Source organism: Streptomyces sp. NPDC043853 (assembly GCF_056436025.1).
Genome location: NZ_JBWKDJ010000012.1, coordinates 85,027 through 104,815, shown reverse-complemented (window position 1 = coordinate 104,815; position 19,789 = coordinate 85,027). Strand labels below are relative to the sequence as shown.

At 71.8% G+C, this 19,789-nt stretch carries 21 protein-coding genes; 20 read left to right on the top strand and 1 reads right to left on the bottom strand.

The genetic code is table 11. From position 1 onward, the window contains the following. Window positions 1-12 precede the first annotated feature (12 nt). The 11 genes from lepB (AC067U_RS27680) to AC067U_RS27630 all read left to right on the top strand — a co-directional run bounded on the left by lepB (AC067U_RS27680) (window position 13) and on the right by AC067U_RS27630 (window position 9,106). On the top strand, window positions 13-738 hold the full coding sequence (gene lepB / locus AC067U_RS27680; protein ID WP_478832505.1) for a signal peptidase I: 726 nt from the start codon (window positions 13-15) through the stop codon (window positions 736-738). Further along, the gene (gene lepB, locus AC067U_RS27675; protein WP_478832504.1) at window positions 731-1,537 is read left to right on the top strand and encodes a signal peptidase I; all 807 of its coding nucleotides are present in this window, start codon (window positions 731-733) and stop codon (window positions 1,535-1,537) included. Before lepB (AC067U_RS27680) ends, lepB (AC067U_RS27675) begins: the two co-directional genes overlap by 8 nt. Window positions 1,538-1,648: 111 nt before the next feature. Continuing rightward, window positions 1,649-2,542 (top strand): signal peptidase I, encoded by an 894-nt coding sequence (gene lepB, locus AC067U_RS27670; RefSeq protein ID WP_478832503.1) that lies wholly within the window; start codon window positions 1,649-1,651, stop codon window positions 2,540-2,542. A 42-nt stretch (window positions 2,543-2,584) separates the two neighbouring features. Beyond that, complete coding sequence (gene lepB / locus AC067U_RS27665; RefSeq protein WP_478832502.1) at window positions 2,585-3,346, top strand: signal peptidase I; 762 nt, start codon at window positions 2,585-2,587, stop codon at window positions 3,344-3,346. After that, window positions 3,336-3,830, top strand: coding sequence for an NUDIX hydrolase (locus tag AC067U_RS27660; protein ID WP_478832501.1), 495 nt, complete (start codon window positions 3,336-3,338; stop codon window positions 3,828-3,830). The genes lepB (AC067U_RS27665) and AC067U_RS27660 overlap by 11 nt, the downstream gene beginning before the upstream one ends. A gap of 55 nt (window positions 3,831-3,885) precedes the next feature. Then, window positions 3,886-4,194 (top strand): DUF2469 domain-containing protein, encoded by a 309-nt coding sequence (locus AC067U_RS27655; protein WP_005311352.1) that lies wholly within the window; start codon window positions 3,886-3,888, stop codon window positions 4,192-4,194. A 105-nt stretch (window positions 4,195-4,299) separates the two neighbouring features. Then, window positions 4,300-4,662 carry a YraN family protein gene (locus AC067U_RS27650; RefSeq protein ID WP_478832500.1) on the top strand — a complete coding sequence of 121 codons (363 nt, stop codon included), beginning with the start codon at window positions 4,300-4,302 and terminating at the stop codon, window positions 4,660-4,662. Continuing rightward, on the top strand, window positions 4,662-6,278 hold the full coding sequence (locus AC067U_RS27645) for a YifB family Mg chelatase-like AAA ATPase (protein ID WP_478832499.1): 1,617 nt from the start codon (window positions 4,662-4,664) through the stop codon (window positions 6,276-6,278). Before AC067U_RS27650 ends, AC067U_RS27645 begins: the two co-directional genes overlap by 1 nt. Next, window positions 6,278-7,450, top strand: coding sequence for a DNA-processing protein DprA (dprA, locus tag AC067U_RS27640; RefSeq protein ID WP_478832498.1), 1,173 nt, complete (start codon window positions 6,278-6,280; stop codon window positions 7,448-7,450). The genes AC067U_RS27645 and dprA overlap by 1 nt, the downstream gene beginning before the upstream one ends. Before the next feature lie 209 nt (window positions 7,451-7,659). Beyond that, entirely contained in the window at window positions 7,660-8,496 is an 837-nt protein-coding gene (gene whiG / locus AC067U_RS27635) for an RNA polymerase sigma factor WhiG (protein WP_478832497.1), read from the top strand. 52 nt (window positions 8,497-8,548) lie between these two features. Further along, window positions 8,549-9,106 (top strand): TetR/AcrR family transcriptional regulator, encoded by a 558-nt coding sequence (locus tag AC067U_RS27630; protein WP_478832640.1) that lies wholly within the window; start codon window positions 8,549-8,551, stop codon window positions 9,104-9,106. Here the strand turns inward: AC067U_RS27630 and AC067U_RS27625 are convergent. Next, on the bottom strand, window positions 9,060-9,665 hold the full coding sequence (locus AC067U_RS27625; RefSeq protein ID WP_478832496.1) for a M23 family metallopeptidase: 606 nt from the start codon (window positions 9,663-9,665) through the stop codon (window positions 9,060-9,062). The two genes, AC067U_RS27630 and AC067U_RS27625, sit on opposite strands and share 47 nt — an antisense overlap. A gap of 281 nt (window positions 9,666-9,946) precedes the next feature. On the opposite strand from AC067U_RS27625, the gene rpsB reads away from it, so the two are divergent. The 9 genes from rpsB (at window position 9,947) to AC067U_RS27580 (ending at window position 19,756) form a co-directional block, all read left to right on the top strand. Continuing rightward, window positions 9,947-10,843 (top strand): 30S ribosomal protein S2, encoded by an 897-nt coding sequence (gene rpsB, locus AC067U_RS27620; protein ID WP_478832495.1) that lies wholly within the window; start codon window positions 9,947-9,949, stop codon window positions 10,841-10,843. A 138-nt stretch (window positions 10,844-10,981) separates the two neighbouring features. After that, window positions 10,982-11,818 carry a translation elongation factor Ts gene (gene tsf, locus AC067U_RS27615; RefSeq protein WP_478832494.1) on the top strand — a complete coding sequence of 279 codons (837 nt, stop codon included), beginning with the start codon at window positions 10,982-10,984 and terminating at the stop codon, window positions 11,816-11,818. Between the two features lie 157 nt (window positions 11,819-11,975). Then, window positions 11,976-12,758 carry a UMP kinase gene (gene pyrH, locus AC067U_RS27610; protein ID WP_478832493.1) on the top strand — a complete coding sequence of 261 codons (783 nt, stop codon included), beginning with the start codon at window positions 11,976-11,978 and terminating at the stop codon, window positions 12,756-12,758. Between the two features lie 66 nt (window positions 12,759-12,824). Further along, window positions 12,825-13,382, top strand: coding sequence for a ribosome recycling factor (gene frr / locus AC067U_RS27605; protein ID WP_478832639.1), 558 nt, complete (start codon window positions 12,825-12,827; stop codon window positions 13,380-13,382). Beyond that, the gene (locus AC067U_RS27600) at window positions 13,382-14,362 is read left to right on the top strand and encodes a phosphatidate cytidylyltransferase (RefSeq protein WP_478832492.1); all 981 of its coding nucleotides are present in this window, start codon (window positions 13,382-13,384) and stop codon (window positions 14,360-14,362) included. Before frr ends, AC067U_RS27600 begins: the two co-directional genes overlap by 1 nt. Before the next feature lie 250 nt (window positions 14,363-14,612). Then, on the top strand, window positions 14,613-15,728 hold the full coding sequence (gene rlmN / locus AC067U_RS27595; protein ID WP_478832491.1) for a dual-specificity RNA methyltransferase RlmN: 1,116 nt from the start codon (window positions 14,613-14,615) through the stop codon (window positions 15,726-15,728). Window positions 15,729-15,948: 220 nt separating this feature from the next. Then, the gene (locus tag AC067U_RS27590; RefSeq protein WP_478832490.1) at window positions 15,949-17,049 is read left to right on the top strand and encodes a thiamine ABC transporter substrate-binding protein; all 1,101 of its coding nucleotides are present in this window, start codon (window positions 15,949-15,951) and stop codon (window positions 17,047-17,049) included. A 71-nt stretch (window positions 17,050-17,120) separates the two neighbouring features. Then, on the top strand, window positions 17,121-18,734 hold the full coding sequence (locus AC067U_RS27585; protein WP_478832638.1) for an ABC transporter permease: 1,614 nt from the start codon (window positions 17,121-17,123) through the stop codon (window positions 18,732-18,734). A gap of 5 nt (window positions 18,735-18,739) precedes the next feature. Continuing rightward, window positions 18,740-19,756, top strand: a complete 1,017-nt coding sequence (locus AC067U_RS27580; RefSeq protein ID WP_478832637.1) for an ABC transporter ATP-binding protein — start codon at window positions 18,740-18,742, stop codon at window positions 19,754-19,756. Window positions 19,757-19,789 lie beyond the last annotated feature (33 nt).

Genomic DNA, 19,789 nt, shown 5'->3' with positions numbered 1-19,789 from the left:
AGGCTCCTCCCGATGGACACCGAAGCACGAGTCACGCAGCGCGGCCACTCTTCCCCCGACGAGGGGGCGGAGCGGTCGCGTTTCGCGTTTTCCGGACGTCTGACCTGGCGGCGGGCCGGGCTGGCCGGTGTCGCCCTCACCGTCGGCGTGCTGCTCTTCAGCAACTTCGTGCTGCAGCCCTTCCTGATCCCCAGCCGCTCGATGGAGCCGACCCTCAAGGTCGGGGACCGGGTGCTGGTCAACAAGCTGGCGTACCGTTTCGGCGAGGAACCGCGCCGCGGCGACGTGGTGGTCTTCGACGGCCGCGGCTCCTTCGTGCAGGAAGGGCCGGAGGGCAATCCGGTCGGCGAGGCACTGCGCGGCGCGGCCGCGGCCCTCGGGCTGGCCGAGCCGGCCGACACGGACTTCGTGAAGCGGGTGGTGGGCGTGGGCGGCGACGACGTGGTCTGCTGTGACGACCGCGGCCGGATCAAGGTCAACGGCAAGGTGCTCGACGAGCCCTACCTGTACCCCGGGGACGTCCCCTCGACGGTCCCGTTCCGTACCGTGGTGCCGCTCGGCACCCTGTGGGTGATGGGGGACCACCGCTCCCAGTCCCGGGACTCCCGCGACCACCTCGGCTCGCCGGGCGGCGGGATGGTGCCGGTGGACAAGGTGATCGGGCGGGCCGACTGGATCGGCTGGCCGCTTTCCCGCTGGGGCAGACCCGGTGGTGGCGCCGGCGGTACGGATGGGTAGCCGCGGGCGCTCGGCCCGCGAGCGCGACGCCGAGATCCAGCGGCTCGGCGGGCGCGCCGAACGCCGCCGGCTGGCCCGCAAGAGCAAGCGGCGCCGGCGGACCCGGCGGGCGGGCGAGCTGCCGCTGCTGGTGGTCGTGGCGCTGTGCATCGCGCTGCTCCTGAAGACCTTCCTGGTACAGGCGTTCTTCATCCCGTCGGGCTCGATGGAGCAGACCATCCGGATCGGCGACCGGGTGCTCGTGGACAAGCTGACCCCGTGGTTCGGGGCCAAGGCCGAGCGCGGCGACGTGGTCGTCTTCAGGGACCCGGGCGGCTGGCTCAAGGGCGAGCAGCGGCCCGCCCCCGATCCGATCGGCGTCAAACAGCTCAAGCAGGCGCTGACCTTCATCGGCCTGCTGCCCTCGTCCGACGAGCAGGACCTGATCAAGCGGGTCATCGGGGTGGGCGGTGACACGGTCAAGTGCTGCGACGCCAAGGGCCGGGTCAGCGTCAACGGCGTGTCCATCGATGAGCCGTACGTGATGCGCGGAAACGCGCCGTCCGACATCAGGTTCGAGGTGAAGGTGCCGGAGGGCCGGCTGTTCGTGATGGGCGACCACCGGGCCAATTCGGCGGACTCCCGCTACCACCTCGACGAGCAGTTCCAGGGGACCATCGCGGAGGCGGGCGTGGTCGGCCGCGCCTTCGTGATCGCCTGGCCGTCGGGCCACTGGGGCGGCCTGGACAAGCCCGCGGTCTTCGCCACGGTGCCCGATCCCGCGCGCCGGGGACGCAGGAGGCACAGGCCCGTCGCATAGTGTGTCCTCCGTCTCCCGATCCTTGGGGAACTCCCGCTCGTTAGGGGAGTGGAGGCCCCGTCAGTTCCGGCGTGGGCGCATGTTTCGAAGTGAGGAGTGGAAGTGGGGGATGTGGCAGTAGGCGCACGTTCCGGACGCGAGGAGCCCGAGGAGCGGCCCGAGCGGCCGGGGGCCGAGCAGCCGGAGGACGCCGTCGCCGGTGCCGAGGGGACCACCGGGGACGACGAGGCCGCCGAGAGCCCGCAGCGCTCCTTCTGGAAGGAGCTGCCCCTCCTCATCGGCATCGCCCTGGTGCTGGCCCTGCTGATCAAGACCTTCCTGCTGCAGGCGTTCTCGATCCCCTCCGACTCGATGCAGAACACCCTGCAGCGCGGTGACCGGGTGCTGGTGGACAAGCTGACCCCGTGGTTCGGCTCGGAGCCGGAGCGGGGCGAGGTCGTGGTCTTCGAGGACCCGGACGAGTGGCTGGCCGGAGAGCCGACCCCGGAACCCAACGTGTTCCAGACGGCCCTTCGCTGGATCGGTCTGATGCCGGACGAGAAGGACCTGATCAAGCGGGTCATCGCGGTCGGCGGCGACACGGTGGAGTGCCAGAAGGGCGGACCGGTCAAGGTCAACGGGAAGGCGCTGGACGAGCCGTACATCTTCCCCGGCAACACCCCGTGCGACGACAAGCCGTTCGGGCCGCTGAAGGTGCCGAAGGACCACGTGTGGGTCATGGGCGACCACCGTCAGAACTCCTACGACTCGCGGTACCACGGGGACGACAAGACGGGCGGCTTCGTGCCCAACGAGAAGGTCGTCGGACGGGCCGTGGTCGTGGCCTGGCCGCTGAGCCGCTGGGCGACCCTGCCGGTGCCGGACACCTTCGACCAGCCGGGCCTGGGCAACCAGGCCGCGGCCGCCGCGATCGGGCTGGGTCCGGCGGGACTGGGCGTGGCCGGTGCGGTACCGCTGGTGATGTGGCGCAGGCGGGTGCTGACCCGGGGGCGTACCGCCGGGTAGATTGCCGCCCAGTCGACGATCTCCGAGGTGGGGGGCGCTGGGATGGGCGAAGCAGCACGTGGAACGGGTGGCCGCGGCCGCCTCGGCAACATACTGTCGGGGCTGGCCGTGGCCATCGGCTTTGCCCTGTTCCTGGGGGGATTCGTGTGGGGTGCGCTGGTCTACCAGCCGTACACGGTGCCGACGGACTCGATGATGCCCACGGTGCGGCCGGGGGACCGGGTGCTCGCCGAGCGGATCGACGGCGGTGAGGTGCGCCGCGGCGACGTGGTGATCTTCACCGATTCCGTGTGGAGCAACGCGCCGATGGTCAAGCGGGTCGTCGGCATCGGCGGCGACACCGTGCGCTGCTGCGACCAGGACGGCCGGTTGACGGTGAACGGCAAGGAACTGGACGAGCCGTACATCGACGACGTGAAGGCCGACGGCTCCGGGCGCCGTTCGGGCCTCGCCTCGGACACGCCGTTCGAGGTGACGGTGCCCAAGGGCAAGCTGTTCCTGCTGGGTGACCGGCGGGCCGCTTCGCTGGACTCCCGGGCCCACCTCCAGGACGCCGGACAGGGCATGGTGGAGCGCTCCGCGGTCACTGCGCGGGTGGACGCCCGCGCATGGCCCTCGGCGGCCATGCTGGAGCGTCCGCGGACCTACGCGGCACTGCCCGGCGGGGTCTCCTCGCCCGGCCCGATCAGGATCCAGCTGATCGCGGCGGTCGTCGGCGCGGCGCTGGTGGTCGGCGGAGCGGCGTACGGGCCGGTCGCGCGGCGGCTGGGCCGGGGGCGGCGGGAGCCGAACGGTGTCCGCTGACCCGGGCCCGCGCAAGGTGTCGCGGCTGATCCTGCTGGATCCGGCGGACCGGATCCTGCTGCTGCACGGCTTCGAGCCGGCCGATCCGGCCGACGACTGGTGGTTCACCCCGGGGGGCGGCCTGGAGCCCGGAGAGACCCGGGAAGAGGCCGCGCTGCGCGAGCTCGCGGAGGAGACCGGGATCGGGCAGGTGGAGCTCGGGCCGGTGCTCTGGCACCGGTACTGCTCCTTCCCCTTCGACGGGCGGCGCTGGGAACAGGACGAGTGGTACTTCCTGGCCAGAACCACCCAGACCGCCACCGCCCCGGCCGCCCTCACCGAGCTGGAACGGCGCAGCGTCACCGGGGCGAGATGGTGGACCTGCGAGGAACTTCTCGCGGCACGTGAGACGGTGTACCCGACCAAGCTCGCCGAGCTGTTCCGCGCACTGCTCGACGACGGTCCCCCGGCCGCGCCGGTGGTCCTGGACCCCGAAATCGTTTAGGGGCGCACAGGGCTGGCGCACAATAGGGGGACGCACGGCTGAAGGGGAACATGCCATGAGCGCCGAGGACCTCGAGAAGTACGAGACCGAGATGGAGCTGAAGCTCTATCGCGAGTACCGCGACGTCGTCGGGCTGTTCAAGTACGTGATCGAGACCGAACGACGGTTCTACCTCACCAACGACTACGAGATGCAGGTGCACTCGGTCCAGGGCGAGGTGTTCTTCGAGGTGTCGATGGCCGACGCGTGGGTCTGGGACATGTACCGGCCGGCCCGGTTCGTGAAGCAGGTTCGGGTGTTGACGTTCAAGGACGTGAACATCGAGGAGCTCAACAAGAGCGACCTGGAGCTCCCCGGCAGCTGATCTCACCCCTGTGGGTGAGCGGGTTGTCCACAGGCCGGCGGTTGTCCACCAAGATCCACAATGTGCGCACCGGTACGGGACCGTCTGTCCCGGAGGTGGTGCGCAATGGATACCCGAGGGGCACTGGGCAGGTACGGCGAGGACCTGGCCGCGCGGCGGCTGACCGAGGCCGGGATGCGGGTGATCGCGCGGAACTGGCGGTCGGGGCCGGGCGGAGAGATCGACATCGTCGCCCAGGACGGCGACGCGCTGGTGGTCTGCGAGGTCAAGACACGCCGGGCGGGCCCGTTCGAACACCCGATGGCGGCGGTCGGACGGGACAAGGCCGAGCGGCTCCGGAGGCTCGCGGAGCGCTGGATCGCCGACCACGGCGGAGCGCCCCCGGGCGGGGTGCGGATCGACGTGGTCGGGGTGGTCCTGCCGCGGCGGGGCGCCCCGGTCGTGGAGCACGTCCGGGGGGTGGCGTGATGGGCTTCGCGCGGACCTGCTCGGTGGCGCCGGTCGGCGTCGAGGGCGTGCTGGTCGAGGTCCAGGCGGACCTGGAGCCGGGACTGGCCGCCTTCACCCTGGTCGGACTCCCCGACAAGACCCTGTTCGAGAGCCGGGACCGGGTCCGGGCCGCGGTGGTGAACTCGGGCGCGGAATGGCCTCAGAAGAAGCTCACCGTGGGCCTGAGCCCGGCCTCCGTGCCGAAGTCCGGCTCGGGATTCGACCTGGCCATCGCCACCGCGGTGCTCGGCGCTGCGGAACGGATCGACCCGGCGGCCATCGCCGATCTGGTCATCGTCGGCGAGCTCGGCCTGGACGGCCGTGCCCGCCCGGTCCGGGGCGTGCTCCCGGCCGTCCTGGCCGCGGCCGAGGCCGGGTACCGGCAGGTGGTCGTGCCGCAGCAGTGCGCGGGCGAGGCCGCCCTGGTCCCCGATGTCGCCGTGCTCGGCGTCCGCAGCCTGCGCCAGCTCATCGCCGTCCTCAGCGAGGGCGAGATCCCGGACGAGGACCCCTCGGACCCGCCGGACCGGCCCGACCCGATGCTGGCCGGCCTGGTCGTCCCGGGAGTGGCGGTCGGTGCCGGAATCGGGCGTGGCGGCCGTGCCGGGCTGCCCGATCTGGCGGACGTGGCCGGGCAGCGGGCGGCCCGGCGGGCCCTGGAGGTGGCGGCCGCCGGCGGACATCACGTGTTCCTCACCGGCCCGCCGGGCGCCGGCAAGACCATGCTGGCGGAACGCCTCCCGGGGATCATGCCGGCCCTCACCCGGCAGGAGTCCCTGGAGGTCACCGCCGTCCACTCGGTCGCAGGCCTCCTGGCGCCCGGCGATCCGCTCGTACAGGCCGTGCCGTACTGCGCCCCGCACCACTCGGCGAGCATGCAGTCGCTGGTGGGCGGCGGGAGCGGGCTGCCACGGCCCGGCGCGGTCTCGCTGGCGCACCGGGGCGTGCTCTTCCTGGACGAGGCGCCCGAGTTCAGCACCAAGACGCTGGACGCGCTGCGGCAGCCGCTGGAGTCCGGCGAGGTGGTCGTCGCGCGGGCGGCCGGGGTGGTGCGGCTGCCCGCGAAGTTCCTGATGGTGCTCGCCTCCAACCCCTGCCCCTGCGGGCGGCACACGGTGCACGGCATCGGCTGTGAGTGCCCGCCGGCGGCGATCCGGCGCTACCAGGCCCGTCTCTCCGGCCCACTGCTCGACCGGGTGGACCTGCGGGTCGAGGTGGAGCCGGTCAGCAGGTCCGATCTGCTGGGGCGGGGCGGACGGGGTGAGACCAGCGCGGCCGTGGGGGCGCGGGTGGCCGAGGCCAGGTGCCGGGCGGCGGCCCGGCTGGAGGACACGCCCTGGAGGGTGAACGGCGAGATCCCCGGGCACGAGTTGCGGACCCGCTGGGAACCCGCTCCGGGGGCGCTCGCCCAGGCCGAGCGGGAGCTGGAGCGCGGGCTGCTCACCGCACGCGGCCTGGACCGGGTGCTCCGCGTCGCCTGGACCGTCGCCGACCTGGCCGGCAAGGACCGGCCGGACGCCCTGGACGTGGCCGTCGCCCTGGAACTCCGTACGGGCGTGGCACGCGGCGTCCCCGTCGCACCCGGTCTCGTGTGATGGCCGGCGACCAGGGCGAACTGCTCGCCAGGGCGGCGCTCACGCGGGTGTTGGAGCCGGGGGACGAGCACGGAGGGCGCTGGCTGCGGCGCTTCGGCGCGGAAGGGGTGATACGGCGGCTGACCGGCCCGCCGGGGGAGTGCGAGGCCCTCGACGGGGTGGGGCCCGGGCGGCTCACCGGATACCGGGAGCGGGCCGCCCGGGCCGACCCCGAGCGGGACCTGGCGGTCATCGCGGGCCTGGGCGGCCGCTTCGTGCCGCCGGGCGCCCCGGAGTGGCCCAGCCAGCTCGACGACCTCGGGGACGCCCGCCCCGTCGGACTGTGGCTCCGGGGCGGGCCGGACCTCCGGGTCTGGGCCTTGCGTTCGGTCGCCCTGGTGGGCGCCCGCGCCTGCACCCCGTACGGCACGCACATGGCGCAGACCCTCGCCGCCGGACTCGCCGAGCGCGGCTGGGTGGTGGTCTCCGGAGCGGCCTACGGCATCGACGGAGCCGCCCACCGCGGGGCGCTCTCCGCGGGCGGTGCCACCGCTGCCGTACTGGCCTGCGGGGTGGACACGCACTACCCGCCGGGGCACGCCGGCCTGCTCGGGCGGATCGCCGGGCAGGGCCTGCTGATCGGCGAGCTGCCACCGGGCAGCCATCCCACCCGCAGCCGGTTCGTCCTGCGGAACCGGGTCATCGCCGCCCTCACCCGCGGCACCGTGGTCGTCGAGGCAGCCCACCGCAGCGGCTCCCTCGTCACCGCCCGCCGCGCCCAGCGGCTCGGCAGGCTCACCATGGGCGTGCCCGGCCCCGCCACCAGCGTGCTCTCCGCCGGGGTGCACGAGCTGCTGCGCGGCGAGGCCGTCCTGGTCACCGACGCCGACGAGATCGTCGAACTGGTCGGCGGCATGGGCGAACTGGCCCCCGAACGCAGGGGACCGGTGCTCCCCCGGGACCTGCTCCCGCCGGAGACCGCCCGGGTACTGGAAGCGCTCCCGGCCGGCCGGCCCGCCCGTGCCGGGGAGGTGGCGCTCTCCGCCGGCAGCGGCACCGATGAAGTCATCGGCAGACTGTACGAACTTCACTCTCTGGGGTTCGTCGAACGGCAAGGCGACGGATGGAGGTTGACGGGACACGCCGCCGATGCGGCCACTCGAACCGGTGGCGCCCGGCGAGGCGGTCGTTGACCTGGGGCGTTCCGGTGAAAGAGTGAAGCCGATGAGAGACGCGGCATTCCCGGTGGCAGTCGCCTGGACCGTGCGCGAGGCGCCGGTCCCGGACCGCCCGCGTGGCACCGCGGGCGCCGGGGCCGTCATACGATCCCGTACTCTTCGCGCACCGCGACTGTTCAGTCACGCTACGCTCCCAAGGAATCCGGTCCCGACAAAGGCGACGCATGCCCCAGCACACCTCAGGGTCTGACCGCGCTGCGGCACCCCCCGCTGCCCGCAGCAGCGAGCGGTCCACCGCGCCCTCGTCCCTGGACGCGCTGTGGCGCTCCTACAAGGACTCGGGTGACGAACGCCTGCGGGAGCAGCTGATCCTGCACTACTCGCCGCTGGTGAAGTACGTGGCCGGCCGGGTCAGTGTCGGGCTCCCGCCCAATGTCGAGCAGGCGGACTTCGTCTCCTCCGGGGTCTTCGGACTGATCGACGCCATCGAGAAGTTCGACATCGACCGGGCCATCAAGTTCGAGACGTACGCGATCACCCGCATCCGCGGCGCGATGATCGACGAACTGCGCGCCCTGGACTGGATCCCGCGTTCCGTCCGCCAGAAGGCGCGCGCCGTCGAGCGGGCCTACGCAACCCTGGAGGCGCAGCTCAGGCGCACCCCCTCCGAGACCGAGGTGGCCGCCGAGATGGGCATCTCGGTGGAGGAACTCCACACCGTTTTCAGCCAGTTGTCGCTCGCCAACATGGTCGCCCTGGAAGAGCTGCTGCACGTCGGCGGCGAGGGCGGCGAGCGGCTCACCCTGATGGACACCCTGGAGGACACCGCCGCCGACAACCCGGTCGCGGTGGCGGAGGACCGGGAGCTGCGCCGGCTCCTCGCCCGGGCCATCAACACCCTTCCTGAACGGGAGAAGACGGTGGTGACCCTCTACTACTACGAGGGGCTCACCCTCGCCGAGATCGGCAACGTGCTCGGCGTCACCGAGTCCCGGGTCAGCCAGATCCACACCAAGTCGGTGCTGCAACTGCGGGCGAAGCTGGCGGATGTCGGCCGGTGACCTTGCGGCACCTCCGTAAAGTGGAGACGTGCCCAGGATTCGAGCGGCCTCCGTGGCCGAGCACCGGACGATGCAGCGCGGCGCCCTCCTGGACGCCGCCCGGTCCCTGCTGTCCGAGGGCGGTACGGAGGCGCTGACCTTCCCCGCCCTCGCCGAACGGACCGGCCTCGCCCGGTCCTCCGTCTACGAGTACTTCCGCTCCCGCGCGGCCGTGGTCGAGGAGCTGTGCGCCGTGGACTTCCCGGTGTGGGCGGCCGAGATCGAAGCGGCCATGGAGGCCGCGGACACCCCCGAGGCGAAGGTCGAGGCGTACGTCCGGCAGCAGCTGGCCCTGGTGGGGGACCGGCGGCACCGTGCCGTGGTGGCGATCTCGGCGAGCGAGCTCGACGCCGGCGCCCGGGAGAAGATCCGTGCGGCGCACGGCGGCCTGGTGGCGATGATCGTCGAGGCGCTCGGCGACCTCGGCCACGACCAGCCCCGGCTCGCCGCGATGCTGCTCCAGGGGATCGTGGACGCCGCCGTGCGCCGGATCGAGCTCGGTGCCGCCGAGGAGCCCGCCGAGGTCACCGAGGCGGCCGTGGCCATGGCCCTGCGCGGCGTACGGGGCTGAGAGCGGCGCCCGGCGGAAGCAGCCGGGGCGAGGCCCGGGGAACCAGGGCCAGCGGGTTGAGGTAGGCGTCCCCGGCGAGCAGCCCCCAGTGCAGGCAGGACGCCGGGCAGTGGCTCCCCGTGTCCAGGACCGCCACCACCTGCCCGGCCCGCACCGGCTCGCCCGCGGAGACCAGCGGGCGGACCGGTTCGAACGTGGTGCGCAGACCCCCCGGGAGGGTGAGGGACAGCACCCCGCGGCCGGCCACCTGTCCGGCGTAATGCACCCGGCCGGCACCCACCGCCCGCACGTCCGTACCCACCGGGGCGGCCAGGTCCACCCCGCGGTGCCCGGCCGCGTACGGGGTGGGCGGCGGATCCCACCAGCGCAGCACCGTCAGCGGCGCGGGCAGCGGCCGGACCTGCCGCACCGGACCGGGCGAGGGCACGGCGGCGGGCGCGGAGACCGGCGCCGGGACCGGGAGCGAGCCGGGCGGCGAGGTCGGGAGAAGGGCCGGGAGGAGGGCCGGCAGCAGGGCCGGGAGCAGGGCCGGCAGGAAGACCGGAAGCAGTGCGTTCATGCCCGCAGGGTCCCGCGGAGCCGCCTCCCGCGCTCCGGCCTGTGGACGACGGGGCCGCCTGTGGACTGCGGGTACTCCGGACGGCGTCCGGGAGGGCGTCACCCGGCACCGCGCCGGGTCCCGTACACTTCTTGTGGCGATCCGGGTCACCGGGTCGACTTCGCACGCCCCAGCGCCGGCCGGTCCAACGGTCTGGCGGCAGCGTCCCTCGGTCCCCTTCGACGGGGGCAGGACGCGCCGGGGCGTCAGGAATGAAACCGAGAATCCAAGGAGATACGGCCATGGCCGTCGTCACGATGCGGGAGCTGCTGGAGAGCGGCGTCCACTTCGGTCACCAGACCCGTCGCTGGAACCCGAAGATGAAGCGCTTCATCTTCACCGAGCGCAACGGCATCTACATCATCGACCTGCTCCAGTCGCTGTCGTACATCGACCGCGCCTACGAGTTCGTCAAGGAGACCGTCGCGCACGGCGGCTCCATCATGTTCGTGGGTACCAAGAAGCAGGCCCAGGAGGCCATCGCCGAGCAGGCGACCCGCGTCGGCATGCCCTACGTCAACCAGCGCTGGCTGGGCGGCATGCTCACCAACTTCTCCACCGTGTACAAGCGCCTTCAGCGCCTGAAGGAGCTCGAGCAGATCGACTTCGAGGACGTGGCCGCCTCCGGCCTCACCAAGAAGGAGCTCCTGGTCCTCTCCCGCGAGAAGGCCAAGCTGGAGAAGACCCTCGGTGGTATCCGCGAGATGCAGAAGGTGCCCAGCGCCGTCTGGATCGTCGACACCAAGAAGGAGCACATCGCCGTCGGTGAGGCGCGCAAGCTCCACATCCCGGTCGTCGCGATCCTCGACACCAACTGCGACCCCGACGAGGTCGACTACAAGATCCCGGGCAACGACGACGCGATCCGCTCCGTCACCCTGCTCACCCGCGTGATCGCCGACGCCGTCGCCGAGGGCCTCATCGCCCGTTCCGGCGTCGCCACCGGTGACTCGAAGCCGGGCGACAAGGCCGCCGGCGAGCCGCTCGCCGAGTGGGAGCGCGACCTGCTCGAGGGTGAGAAGAAGGCCGACGAGGCTCCGGCCGCCGAGGCCCCTGCCGCCGAGGCCCCCGCTGCCGAGGCCCCCGCTGCCGAGGCTCCGGCCGCCGAGGCTCCGGCCGCGGACGCCGAGCAGGCCTGATCCCACTGAGAGTGGCCCGGCGTTCATCCGCCGGGCACTCGCAGCACGGACGATGACGACGGGGGACGGTGCGAACCAGAGCACCGGCCCCCGCCGTTCACCCGTAGATCTACGACTTCGAGAGAGAATCACAGACTCATGGCGAACTACACCGCCGCTGACGTCAAGAAGCTCCGCGAGCTCACCGGCGCCGGCATGATGGACTGCAAGAAGGCGCTGGACGAGGCCGAGGGCAACGTCGACAAGGCCGTCGAGGCCCTGCGCATCAAGGGCCAGAAGGGCGTCGCCAAGCGCGAGGGCCGTTCCGCCGAGAACGGTGCCGTCGTCTCCCTGATCGCCGAGGACAACACCTCCGGTGTCCTCGTCGAGCTGAAGTGCGAGACCGACTTCGTCGCCAAGGGTGAGAAGTTCCAGTCCGTCGCCGCCGACATCGCCAAGCACGTGGCCGCCACCTCCCCGGCGGACATCGCGGCGCTGCTCGCCTCCGAGATCGAGGCCGGCAAGACCGTCCAGGCGTTCGTGGACGAGGCCAACGCCAACCTCGGCGAGAAGATCGTCCTGGACCGCTTCGCGCAGTTCGCCGACGGCTCCGTCTACGCCTACATGCACCGCACCATGCCCGACCTGCCCCCGCAGATCGGTGTCCTGGTCGAGCTGGACAAGGCCGAGGGCGACCTCGCCAAGGGCATCGCGCAGCACATCGCCGCGTTCGCCCCGAAGTACCTCTCCAAGGAGGACGTCCCGGCCGAGGTCATCGAGACCGAGCGCCGCGTCGCCGAGGAGACCACCCGCGCCGAGGGCAAGCCCGAGGCCGCGCTCCCCAAGATCGTCGAGGGTCGGGTCAACGGCTTCTTCAAGGAGGCCACCCTCCTCGGCCAGCCGTACGCGCTGGACAACAAGAAGACCGTTCAGCAGATCCTGGACGAGGCCGGTGTCACCCTGAAGCGCTTCACCCGCATCAAGGTCGGCATCTGAGTCCGTACGCGACGGACACCCGGACCCCGGTAGGGTCTGAAGCAGTCGGCCGCGCTCGCGCAGGACGACCGCAGATCTGACGAGGAGGCCATTGCCGCACAGGGAACCGCAAGGACCCCGGCAATGGCCTTCTTCGTATGTGCACGAGGAGATCTCCATGAATCAGGGCGTGGACCCCCACACCGCTTCCGACACCAAGAGCCACCACGAGAAGAAGGGCGTCCGCCGCTTCCTGCTGAAGCTGTCGGGTGAAGCCTTCTCCGGCGGCGGGGGACTGGGCGTCGACCCCGACGTCGTGCACGCGATCGCACGTGAGATCGCGGGCGTGGTCCGTGACGGCGCGGAGATCGCCGTCGTCATCGGCGGCGGCAACTTCTTCCGCGGCGCCGAGCTGCAGCAGCGCGGCATGGACCGTGCCCGGTCCGACTACATGGGCATGCTCGGCACGGTCATGAACTGCCTCGCCCTCCAGGACTTCCTGGAGAAGGAAGGCATCGACTCCCGCGTCCAGACCGCCATCACCATGGGCCAGGTCGCGGAACCGTACATCCCGCTGCGGGCCGTACGGCACCTGGAGAAGGGCCGCGTCGTCATCTTCGGCGCCGGTATGGGCATGCCCTACTTCTCCACCGACACCACCGCCGCCCAGCGCGCGCTGGAGATCGACGCAGAGGCCCTGCTCATGGGCAAGAACGGCGTCGACGGGGTCTACGACTCCGACCCGAAGACCAATCCGGACGCCGTGAAGTTCGACGCGCTGGAGTACGGCGAGGTGCTCTCCCGCGACCTCAAGGTCGCCGACGCCACCGCCATCACGCTGTGCCGCGACAACAAGCTCCCGATCCTCGTCTTCGAGCTGCTGGCCGAGGGCAATATCGCCCGGGCGGTCAAGGGTGAGAAGATCGGCACGCTCGTGAGCGACCAGGGCACCCGGGCCTGACCGCTCAGCCGGCCCACGCCGGCCCGCCCGCCCGAACCATCCAAATCTGACATGCAGGAGCACGTGGTGATCGAAGAAATCCTCCTCGAAGCCGAGGAGAAGATGGAGAAGGCCGTCGTGGTGGCCAAGGAGGACTTCGCCGCGATCCGCACCGGCCGTGCGCACCCGGCGATGTTCAACAAGATCGTGGCGGACTACTACGGCGCCATCACGCCCATCAACCAGCTCGCCTCGTTCTCCGTGCCCGAGCCGCGCATGGCCGTGGTCACGCCGTTCGACAAGAGCGCCCTGCGCAACATCGAGCAGGCCATCCGCGACTCCGACCTGGGCGTCAACCCCAGCAACGACGGCAACATCATCCGTGTGACGTTCCCGGAGCTGACCGAGGAGCGCCGCCGCGAGTACATCAAGGTCGCCAAGGGCAAGGCCGAGGACTCCCGCGTCTCCATCCGTTCCGTGCGCCGCAAGGCCAAGGACTCCCTCGACAAGCTGGTCAAGGACAAGGAGGCCGGCGAGGACGAGGTGCGCCGCGCCGAGAAGGAGCTCGACGACACCACCGCGAAGTACGTCGCGCAGGTGGACGAGCTGCTCAAGCACAAGGAAGCCGAGCTCCTCGAGGTCTGATGAACGACTCTCCTTGGGAGGCGGAGCCGGTTCCGGCAGGTCCCGCATATGATCGGGGGGCCGTCCTTCCGGACGGCCCCCCGTTCCGCGCCGACATGCCGCCGCAGGAGCCCATGCCCACGCCACCCCCGCATGCCCCGCAGGACGCCTCGCCGCCGCCCAAGAAGCGCGCCGGGCGTGACCTGCGTGCTGCCATAGGGGTCGGCGTCGGCCTCGGCGCCGTCATCTTCGCCTCGCTGCTGATCGTGAAGGCGGTCTTCGTCGGCGTCATCGTCGTCGCCGTCGTCGTCGGCCTGTGGGAGCTGACCTCCCGGCTGCAGGAGCGCAAGGGCATCAAGGCCCCGCTCGTGCCGCTCGCGGTCGGCGGCGCCGCCATGGTCATCGCCGGCTACGTCCGGGGGGCCGAGGGCGCCTGGGTCGCCATGGCCCTGACCGCGCTCGCGGTGCTGGTGTGGCGGATGACCGAGCCGCCCGAGGACTACCTCAAGGACGTCACGGCGGGCGTGTTCGCCGCGTTCTACGTGCCGTTCCTGGCCACCTTCGTCGCCATGCTGCTCGCCGCCGACGACGGCCCGCAGCGGGTGATCACCTTCCTGGTGCTCACCGTGGTCAGCGACACCGGTGCCTACGCGGTCGGCTGGCGCTTCGGCAAGCACAAGCTGGCGCCGCGGATCAGCCCCGGAAAGACCCGTGAGGGCCTGTTCGGCGCGGTGGCCTTCGCCATGGCGGCCGGCGCGCTGTGCATGGAGTTCCTGATCGACGACGGCACCTGGTGGCAGGGCCTGGTCCTGGGCCTGGTGGTCGCGGTCAGCGCCACCCTGGGCGACCTCGGCGAGTCGATGATCAAGCGGGACCTGGGCATCAAGGACATGGGAACGCTCCTCCCGGGCCACGGCGGGATCATGGACCGGCTGGACTCCCTCCTGCCGACGGCCCCCGTGGTCTGGCTGCTGCTGGCCCTGTTCGTCGGGACGGGCTGAGCGGACGGCAGCCGGGCGGCCGCGCGGGTCCCACCGGTGCCGTCCGGTTCCGGTGATCCACAGCCGTTCGGCCGTCGCACACCGGACGACGTATCCTGAAAGGCGCGCCACTCTCGGGTGGCGCGCCTTTTCCGTTCCGCACCCGCGGGGGCGGAACCCCGTGAGGTCTCTCTGGCTCGGGTCGAGCCACCAGTCCGCTCCGCTCCTGCGGAGACGCGCCCAGGCCTCGTCGTACTGAGGAGAACCACTCATGGCTGCCCGACCCGCTCCCGGCGAGCTCACCTTTGTCGCACCCCGCGGCGCGAAGCGGCCGCCCAAGCACCTGGCCGACCTCACGCCGGCCGAGCGCCGCGAGGCCGTCGCCGCCATCGGGGAGAAGCCGTTCCGGGCCAAGCAGCTCTCCCAGCACTACTTCGCGCGGTACGCCCACGACCCCGCCGAGTGGACCGACATCCCGGCCGCCGCGCGCGAGAAGCTGCGCGAGGCCCTGCTCCCCGATCTGATGTCGGTCGTACGGCACATCTCCTGCGACGACGACACCACGCGCAAGACCCTGTGGAAGCTCCACGACGGCACCCTCGTGGAGTCCGTCCTGATGCGCTACCCCGACCGGGTCACCATGTGCATCTCCTCGCAGGCCGGCTGCGGCATGAACTGCCCGTTCTGCGCCACCGGCCAGGCCGGTCTCGACCGCAACCTCTCCACCGCCGAGATCGTGCACCAGATCGTCGACGGCATGCGCGCCCTGCGCGACGGCGAGGTCCCCGGCGGCCCGGCCCGCCTCTCCAACATCGTCTTCATGGGCATGGGCGAGCCGCTCGCCAACTACAACCGGGTGGTCGGCGCCATCCGCCGCCTCACCGACCCCGAGCCCGACGGCCTGGGCCTGTCCCAGCGCGGCATCACCGTCTCCACCGTCGGCCTGGTCCCCGCCATCCACCGCTTCGCCGACGAGGGCTTCAAGTGCCGCCTCGCGGTCTCGCTGCACGCCCCCGACGACGAGCTGCGCGACACCCTGGTCCCGGTGAACACCCGCTGGAAGGTCCGCGAGGTGCTCGACGCGGCCTGGGAGTACGCCGAGAAGTCCAGTCGCCGGGTGTCCATCGAGTACGCCCTGATCCGCGACATCAACGACCAGGCCTGGCGGGGCGACCTGCTCGGCCGGCTGCTCAAGGGCAAGCGGGTGCACGTCAACCTGATCCCGCTGAACCCGACCCCGGGCTCCAAGTGGACCGCCTCCCGCCCCGAGGACGAGCGGGCCTTCGTCGAGGCCATCGCCGCCCACGGCGTCCCGGTGACCGTCCGGGACACCCGGGGCCAGGAGATCGACGGAGCGTGCGGACAGCTCGCCGCGAGCGAACGGTAGTCTGGCCCCCGTACATCTGCATATTCCGACAGGGGAGCGCCACAGCGCTGAGAGTGCGGCAACCGTCAGGCCGCAGACCCTCTGAACCTCGCCCGGGTCATTCCGGGTAGGAAGTTCGGTCACCACCTCAAGCTGTTGCGCCCTGCCCGGGCGCCCCGCTCCTCATGAGCGCCCGGGCGGGGCCGCGTCTTCTCCTGGTCACTCCAGGAGGAATGTTTCCGTGAGTACCACCAAGAAGATCGCGGGGGTCGCGCTCGCCGCGGCGCTCGGCGTGACCACGCTCACCGCGTGCGGCGGCGAGGCCAAGGACAAGGACGCCGCCGCGAGCAGCGGACCGGCGTCGAAGACGGTGACCGTCGTCGGTCACGACTCCTTCAACCCCTCCAAGGAGGTCCTGAAGGAGTTCGAGAAGCAGACCGGCTACACGGTCAAGGTGGTCAAGAGCGGCGACGCGGGCGCGGCGCTGAACCAGGAGATCCTCACCAAGGGCAAGCCGCGCGGCGACGTGTTCTTCGGCGTGGACAACACGATGCTCTCCCGTGCCCTCGACAACGGCATCTTCACCCCGTACGAGGCCAAGGGCCTGGCCGGCGTGGGCGCGGCGTACCAGCTCGACAAGGAGCAGCACCGGGTCACCCCGGTCGACACCGGCGACATCTGCGTCAACTACGACAAGAAGTACTTCGCGGACAAGAAGCTCGCCCCGCCGCAGACGCTCGACGACCTGGTCAAGCCCGAGTACGAGAACCTGCTGGTCACCGAGAACGCCGCGACCTCCTCGCCCGGCCTCGGCTTCCTGCTCGCCACCGTCGGCAAGTACGGAGAGGACGGCTGGAAGGACTACTGGAGCAAGCTCAAGGCCAACGGCGTCGAGGTCGTCGACGGCTGGGAGCAGGCCTACAACGAGCGCTTCTCCGGCTCCGCCGGCGGCAAGAAGGCCAAGGGCGACCGCCCGCTGGTCGTTTCCTACGCCTCCAGCCCGCCGGTCGAGGTGCTGTTCTCCGAGCCGCAGCCGGCCGAGGCCCCGACCGGTGTCTCCACCGGCACCTGCTTCCGCCAGATCGAGTTCGCCGGTCTGCTGAAGGGCGCGAAGAACGAGGCGGGCGGCAAGGCCTTCATCGACTTCATGATCGGCAAGGCGTTCCAGGAGGACATGCCGCTGAACATGTTCGTGAACCCGGTCGTCAAGGACGCCAAGCTGCCGGAGGTCTTCACCAAGCACGGCGTGGTGATCGAGAAGCCGGAGAACGTCACTCCGGACACCATCGCCAAGAACCGTGAGCAGTGGGTCCAGGCGTGGACTTCGCTCGTCGTGAAGTAACACCGGGCGGCACGGCGGCGGCCGCGGACCGCGCGGCCGCCCGCCGGGGCACGATGGTCCGGCTCGGCCTGATGGCCCTGCCGGCCGCCTTCTTCGCCGTCTTCTTCGCCTGGCCCGTCGCCGCCATCGTGGGGCGCGGACTCAAGACGGAGGAAGGCTGGCAGTTCGGGCGGGTCGGCGAGGTGCTGGGCCGCCCGGACATCGCCGACGTGCTCTGGTTCACCACCTGGCAGGCCCTGGCCTCCACCGTGCTGACCCTGGTGATCGCCCTGCCCGCCGCATACGTCTTCGCCCGTTTCTCCTTCCCGGGCAAGGAAGTGCTGCGGGCGGTGGTCACCGTCCCCTTCGTGCTGCCGACCGTGGTCGTCGGCACCGCTTTCCTCGCCCTGGTCGGCCGCAACGGACTGACGGACGAACTGTGGGGCGTCCGCCTGGACACCACCGTCTGGGCGATCCTCCTCGCACACGTCTTCTTCAACTACGCCGTGGTCGTCCGGACCGTCGGCGGGCTGTGGGCCCAGCTGGACCCGCGGCAGGAGGAGGCCGCCCGGGTCCTGGGCGCCGGCCGGTTCGCGGCCTGGCGCAGGGTCACGCTGCCCGCGCTGGCCCCGGCGGTGGCCGCCGCCGCGCTGATGGTCTTCCTCTTCACCTTCAGCTCCTTCGGCGTCGTCCAGATCCTCGGCGGGCCGTCGTACGCCACCCTGGAGGTGGAGGTCTACCGGCAGACCGCGCAGCTGCTCGACCTGTCGACGGCGGCGGTGCTGACCATGGTCCAGTTCACCGCGATGGCCCTGATCCTCGCGATCCACGCCCGGACGGTCCGCCGCCGGGAGACCGCGCTCCGCCTGGTCGACCCCTCCGGCACGGCGCACCGGCCGCGCGGCGCGGGCCAGTGGGCCCTGCTCGGCGGGGTGCTGCTGACGGTCGCGCTGCTGATCGTGCTGCCGCTGGGCGTCCTGGTGGAACGATCCTTCGACACCGCCGACGGCTACGGCCTGGCCTTCTACCGCGCCCTCCAGGACGCCGGCGCCACCGGCACCTTCGTGGTGGCCCCGCTGGAGGCCGTGTGGAACTCCCTCCAGTACGCCCTGGCCGCCACCGCCATCGCCCTGCTCATCGGCGGTCTCGCCGCCGCCGCCCTGACCCGGCGCGCGGGCCCGTTCGTGCGCGGCTTCGACGCCATGCTGATGCTCCCCCTCGGGGTGTCCGCGGTGACCGTCGGCTTCGGCTTCCTGATCACCCTGGACGAACCCCCGCTGGACCTGCGCACCTCGTGGATCCTGGTGCCGCTGGCCCAGGCCCTGGTGGGCGTGCCCTTCGTCGTACGGACGATGCTGCCGGTGCTGCGGGCGGTGGACGCGCGGCTGCGCGAGGCCGCGGCCGTGCTCGGCGCGTCCCCCTTCCGGGCCTGGCGGGAGGTCGACCTGCCGCTCGTGCGCCGCGCCCTGCTCGTCGCGGCCGGGTTCGCCTTCGCGGTCTCCCTCGGAGAGTTCGGGGCCACCGTGTTCATCGCCCGGCCGGACAACCCGACGCTGCCGGTGGCGGTGGCCCGGCTGCTGGGCCGGGCCGGTGAGCTCAATTACGGCCAGGCCATGGCCCTGAGCACCATCCTGATGCTGGTGTGCGCGGCGTCCCTGCTGGTGCTGGAGCGGCTGCGGCCCGACAAGACCTCCGGAGAATTCTGATGCGACTGCTGGAACTGGAGGACGTCACCGTCCGCTTCGGCGAGCGCGCCGTGGTGGACTCCGTCCGCCTGGACGTCGCCGAGCACGAGATCGTGTGCGTCCTCGGCCCGAGCGGCAGCGGCAAGTCCACCCTGCTGCGGGTGATCGCCGGCCTCCAGCGGGTCTCCGCCGGCCGGGTCCGGCTCGGCGGCGCGGACCAGGCCGGCGTGCCGGTGCACCGGCGCGGGGTGGGCCTGATGTTCCAGGACCACCAGCTGTTCCCGCACCGGGACGTCGGCGGCAACGTGGCCTTCGGCCTGCGGATGCAGGGATCGGGCAAGGCCTCGTACGGGCCGCGGGTCGCCGAACTCCTCCGGCTGGTCGGACTGCCGGGGGCGGAGCGCCGCGCCGTGGCCTCCCTGTCCGGCGGCGAGCAGCAGCGCGTCGCCCTGGCCCGCGCGCTGGCCCCCTCCCCGCGCCTGCTGATGCTGGACGAGCCGCTCGGCCAGCTCGACCGGGGCCTGCGGGAACGGCTGGTCGTGGAACTCCGCTCACTCTTCTCCCGGCTGGGCACCACCGTCCTGGCCGTCACCCACGACCAGGGTGAGGCCTTCGCCCTCGCCGACCGCGTGGTGGTGATGCGCGAGGGCCGGATCGCCCAGGCCGGCACCCCGCTGGAGGTCTGGCAGCGCCCGGCCTCCGAGTTCGTCGCCCGTTTCCTGGGCTTCGAGAACGTGGTCCCGGCGACGGTGTCGGACGGCACGGCGCAGACCCCGTGGGGCCGGGTGCCGGTCCCGGCGGGCGCCCCGGCGGGGGAGTGCCGCCTGCTGGTCCGCCCGGCCGGAGTCCTGCTGTCCCCCTCCGGACTGGACTGCGTGGTGGAGTCCCGTACGTTCCGCGGCACCCATGTGGCGGTCGCCCTCCGCCCGCACTCCGGTCCCGGACTGGAGGCGGAGTGCGAGCTGGCGGAGGCCCCGGAGGTCGGAGCCTCGGTCTCGGTGACCTTCGCGCCCTCGGACGTGGTGGTCCTCCCCGCGGAGTAGCGCCCGGCCCTCGCCGGGGCTCTCGTCGGGGCC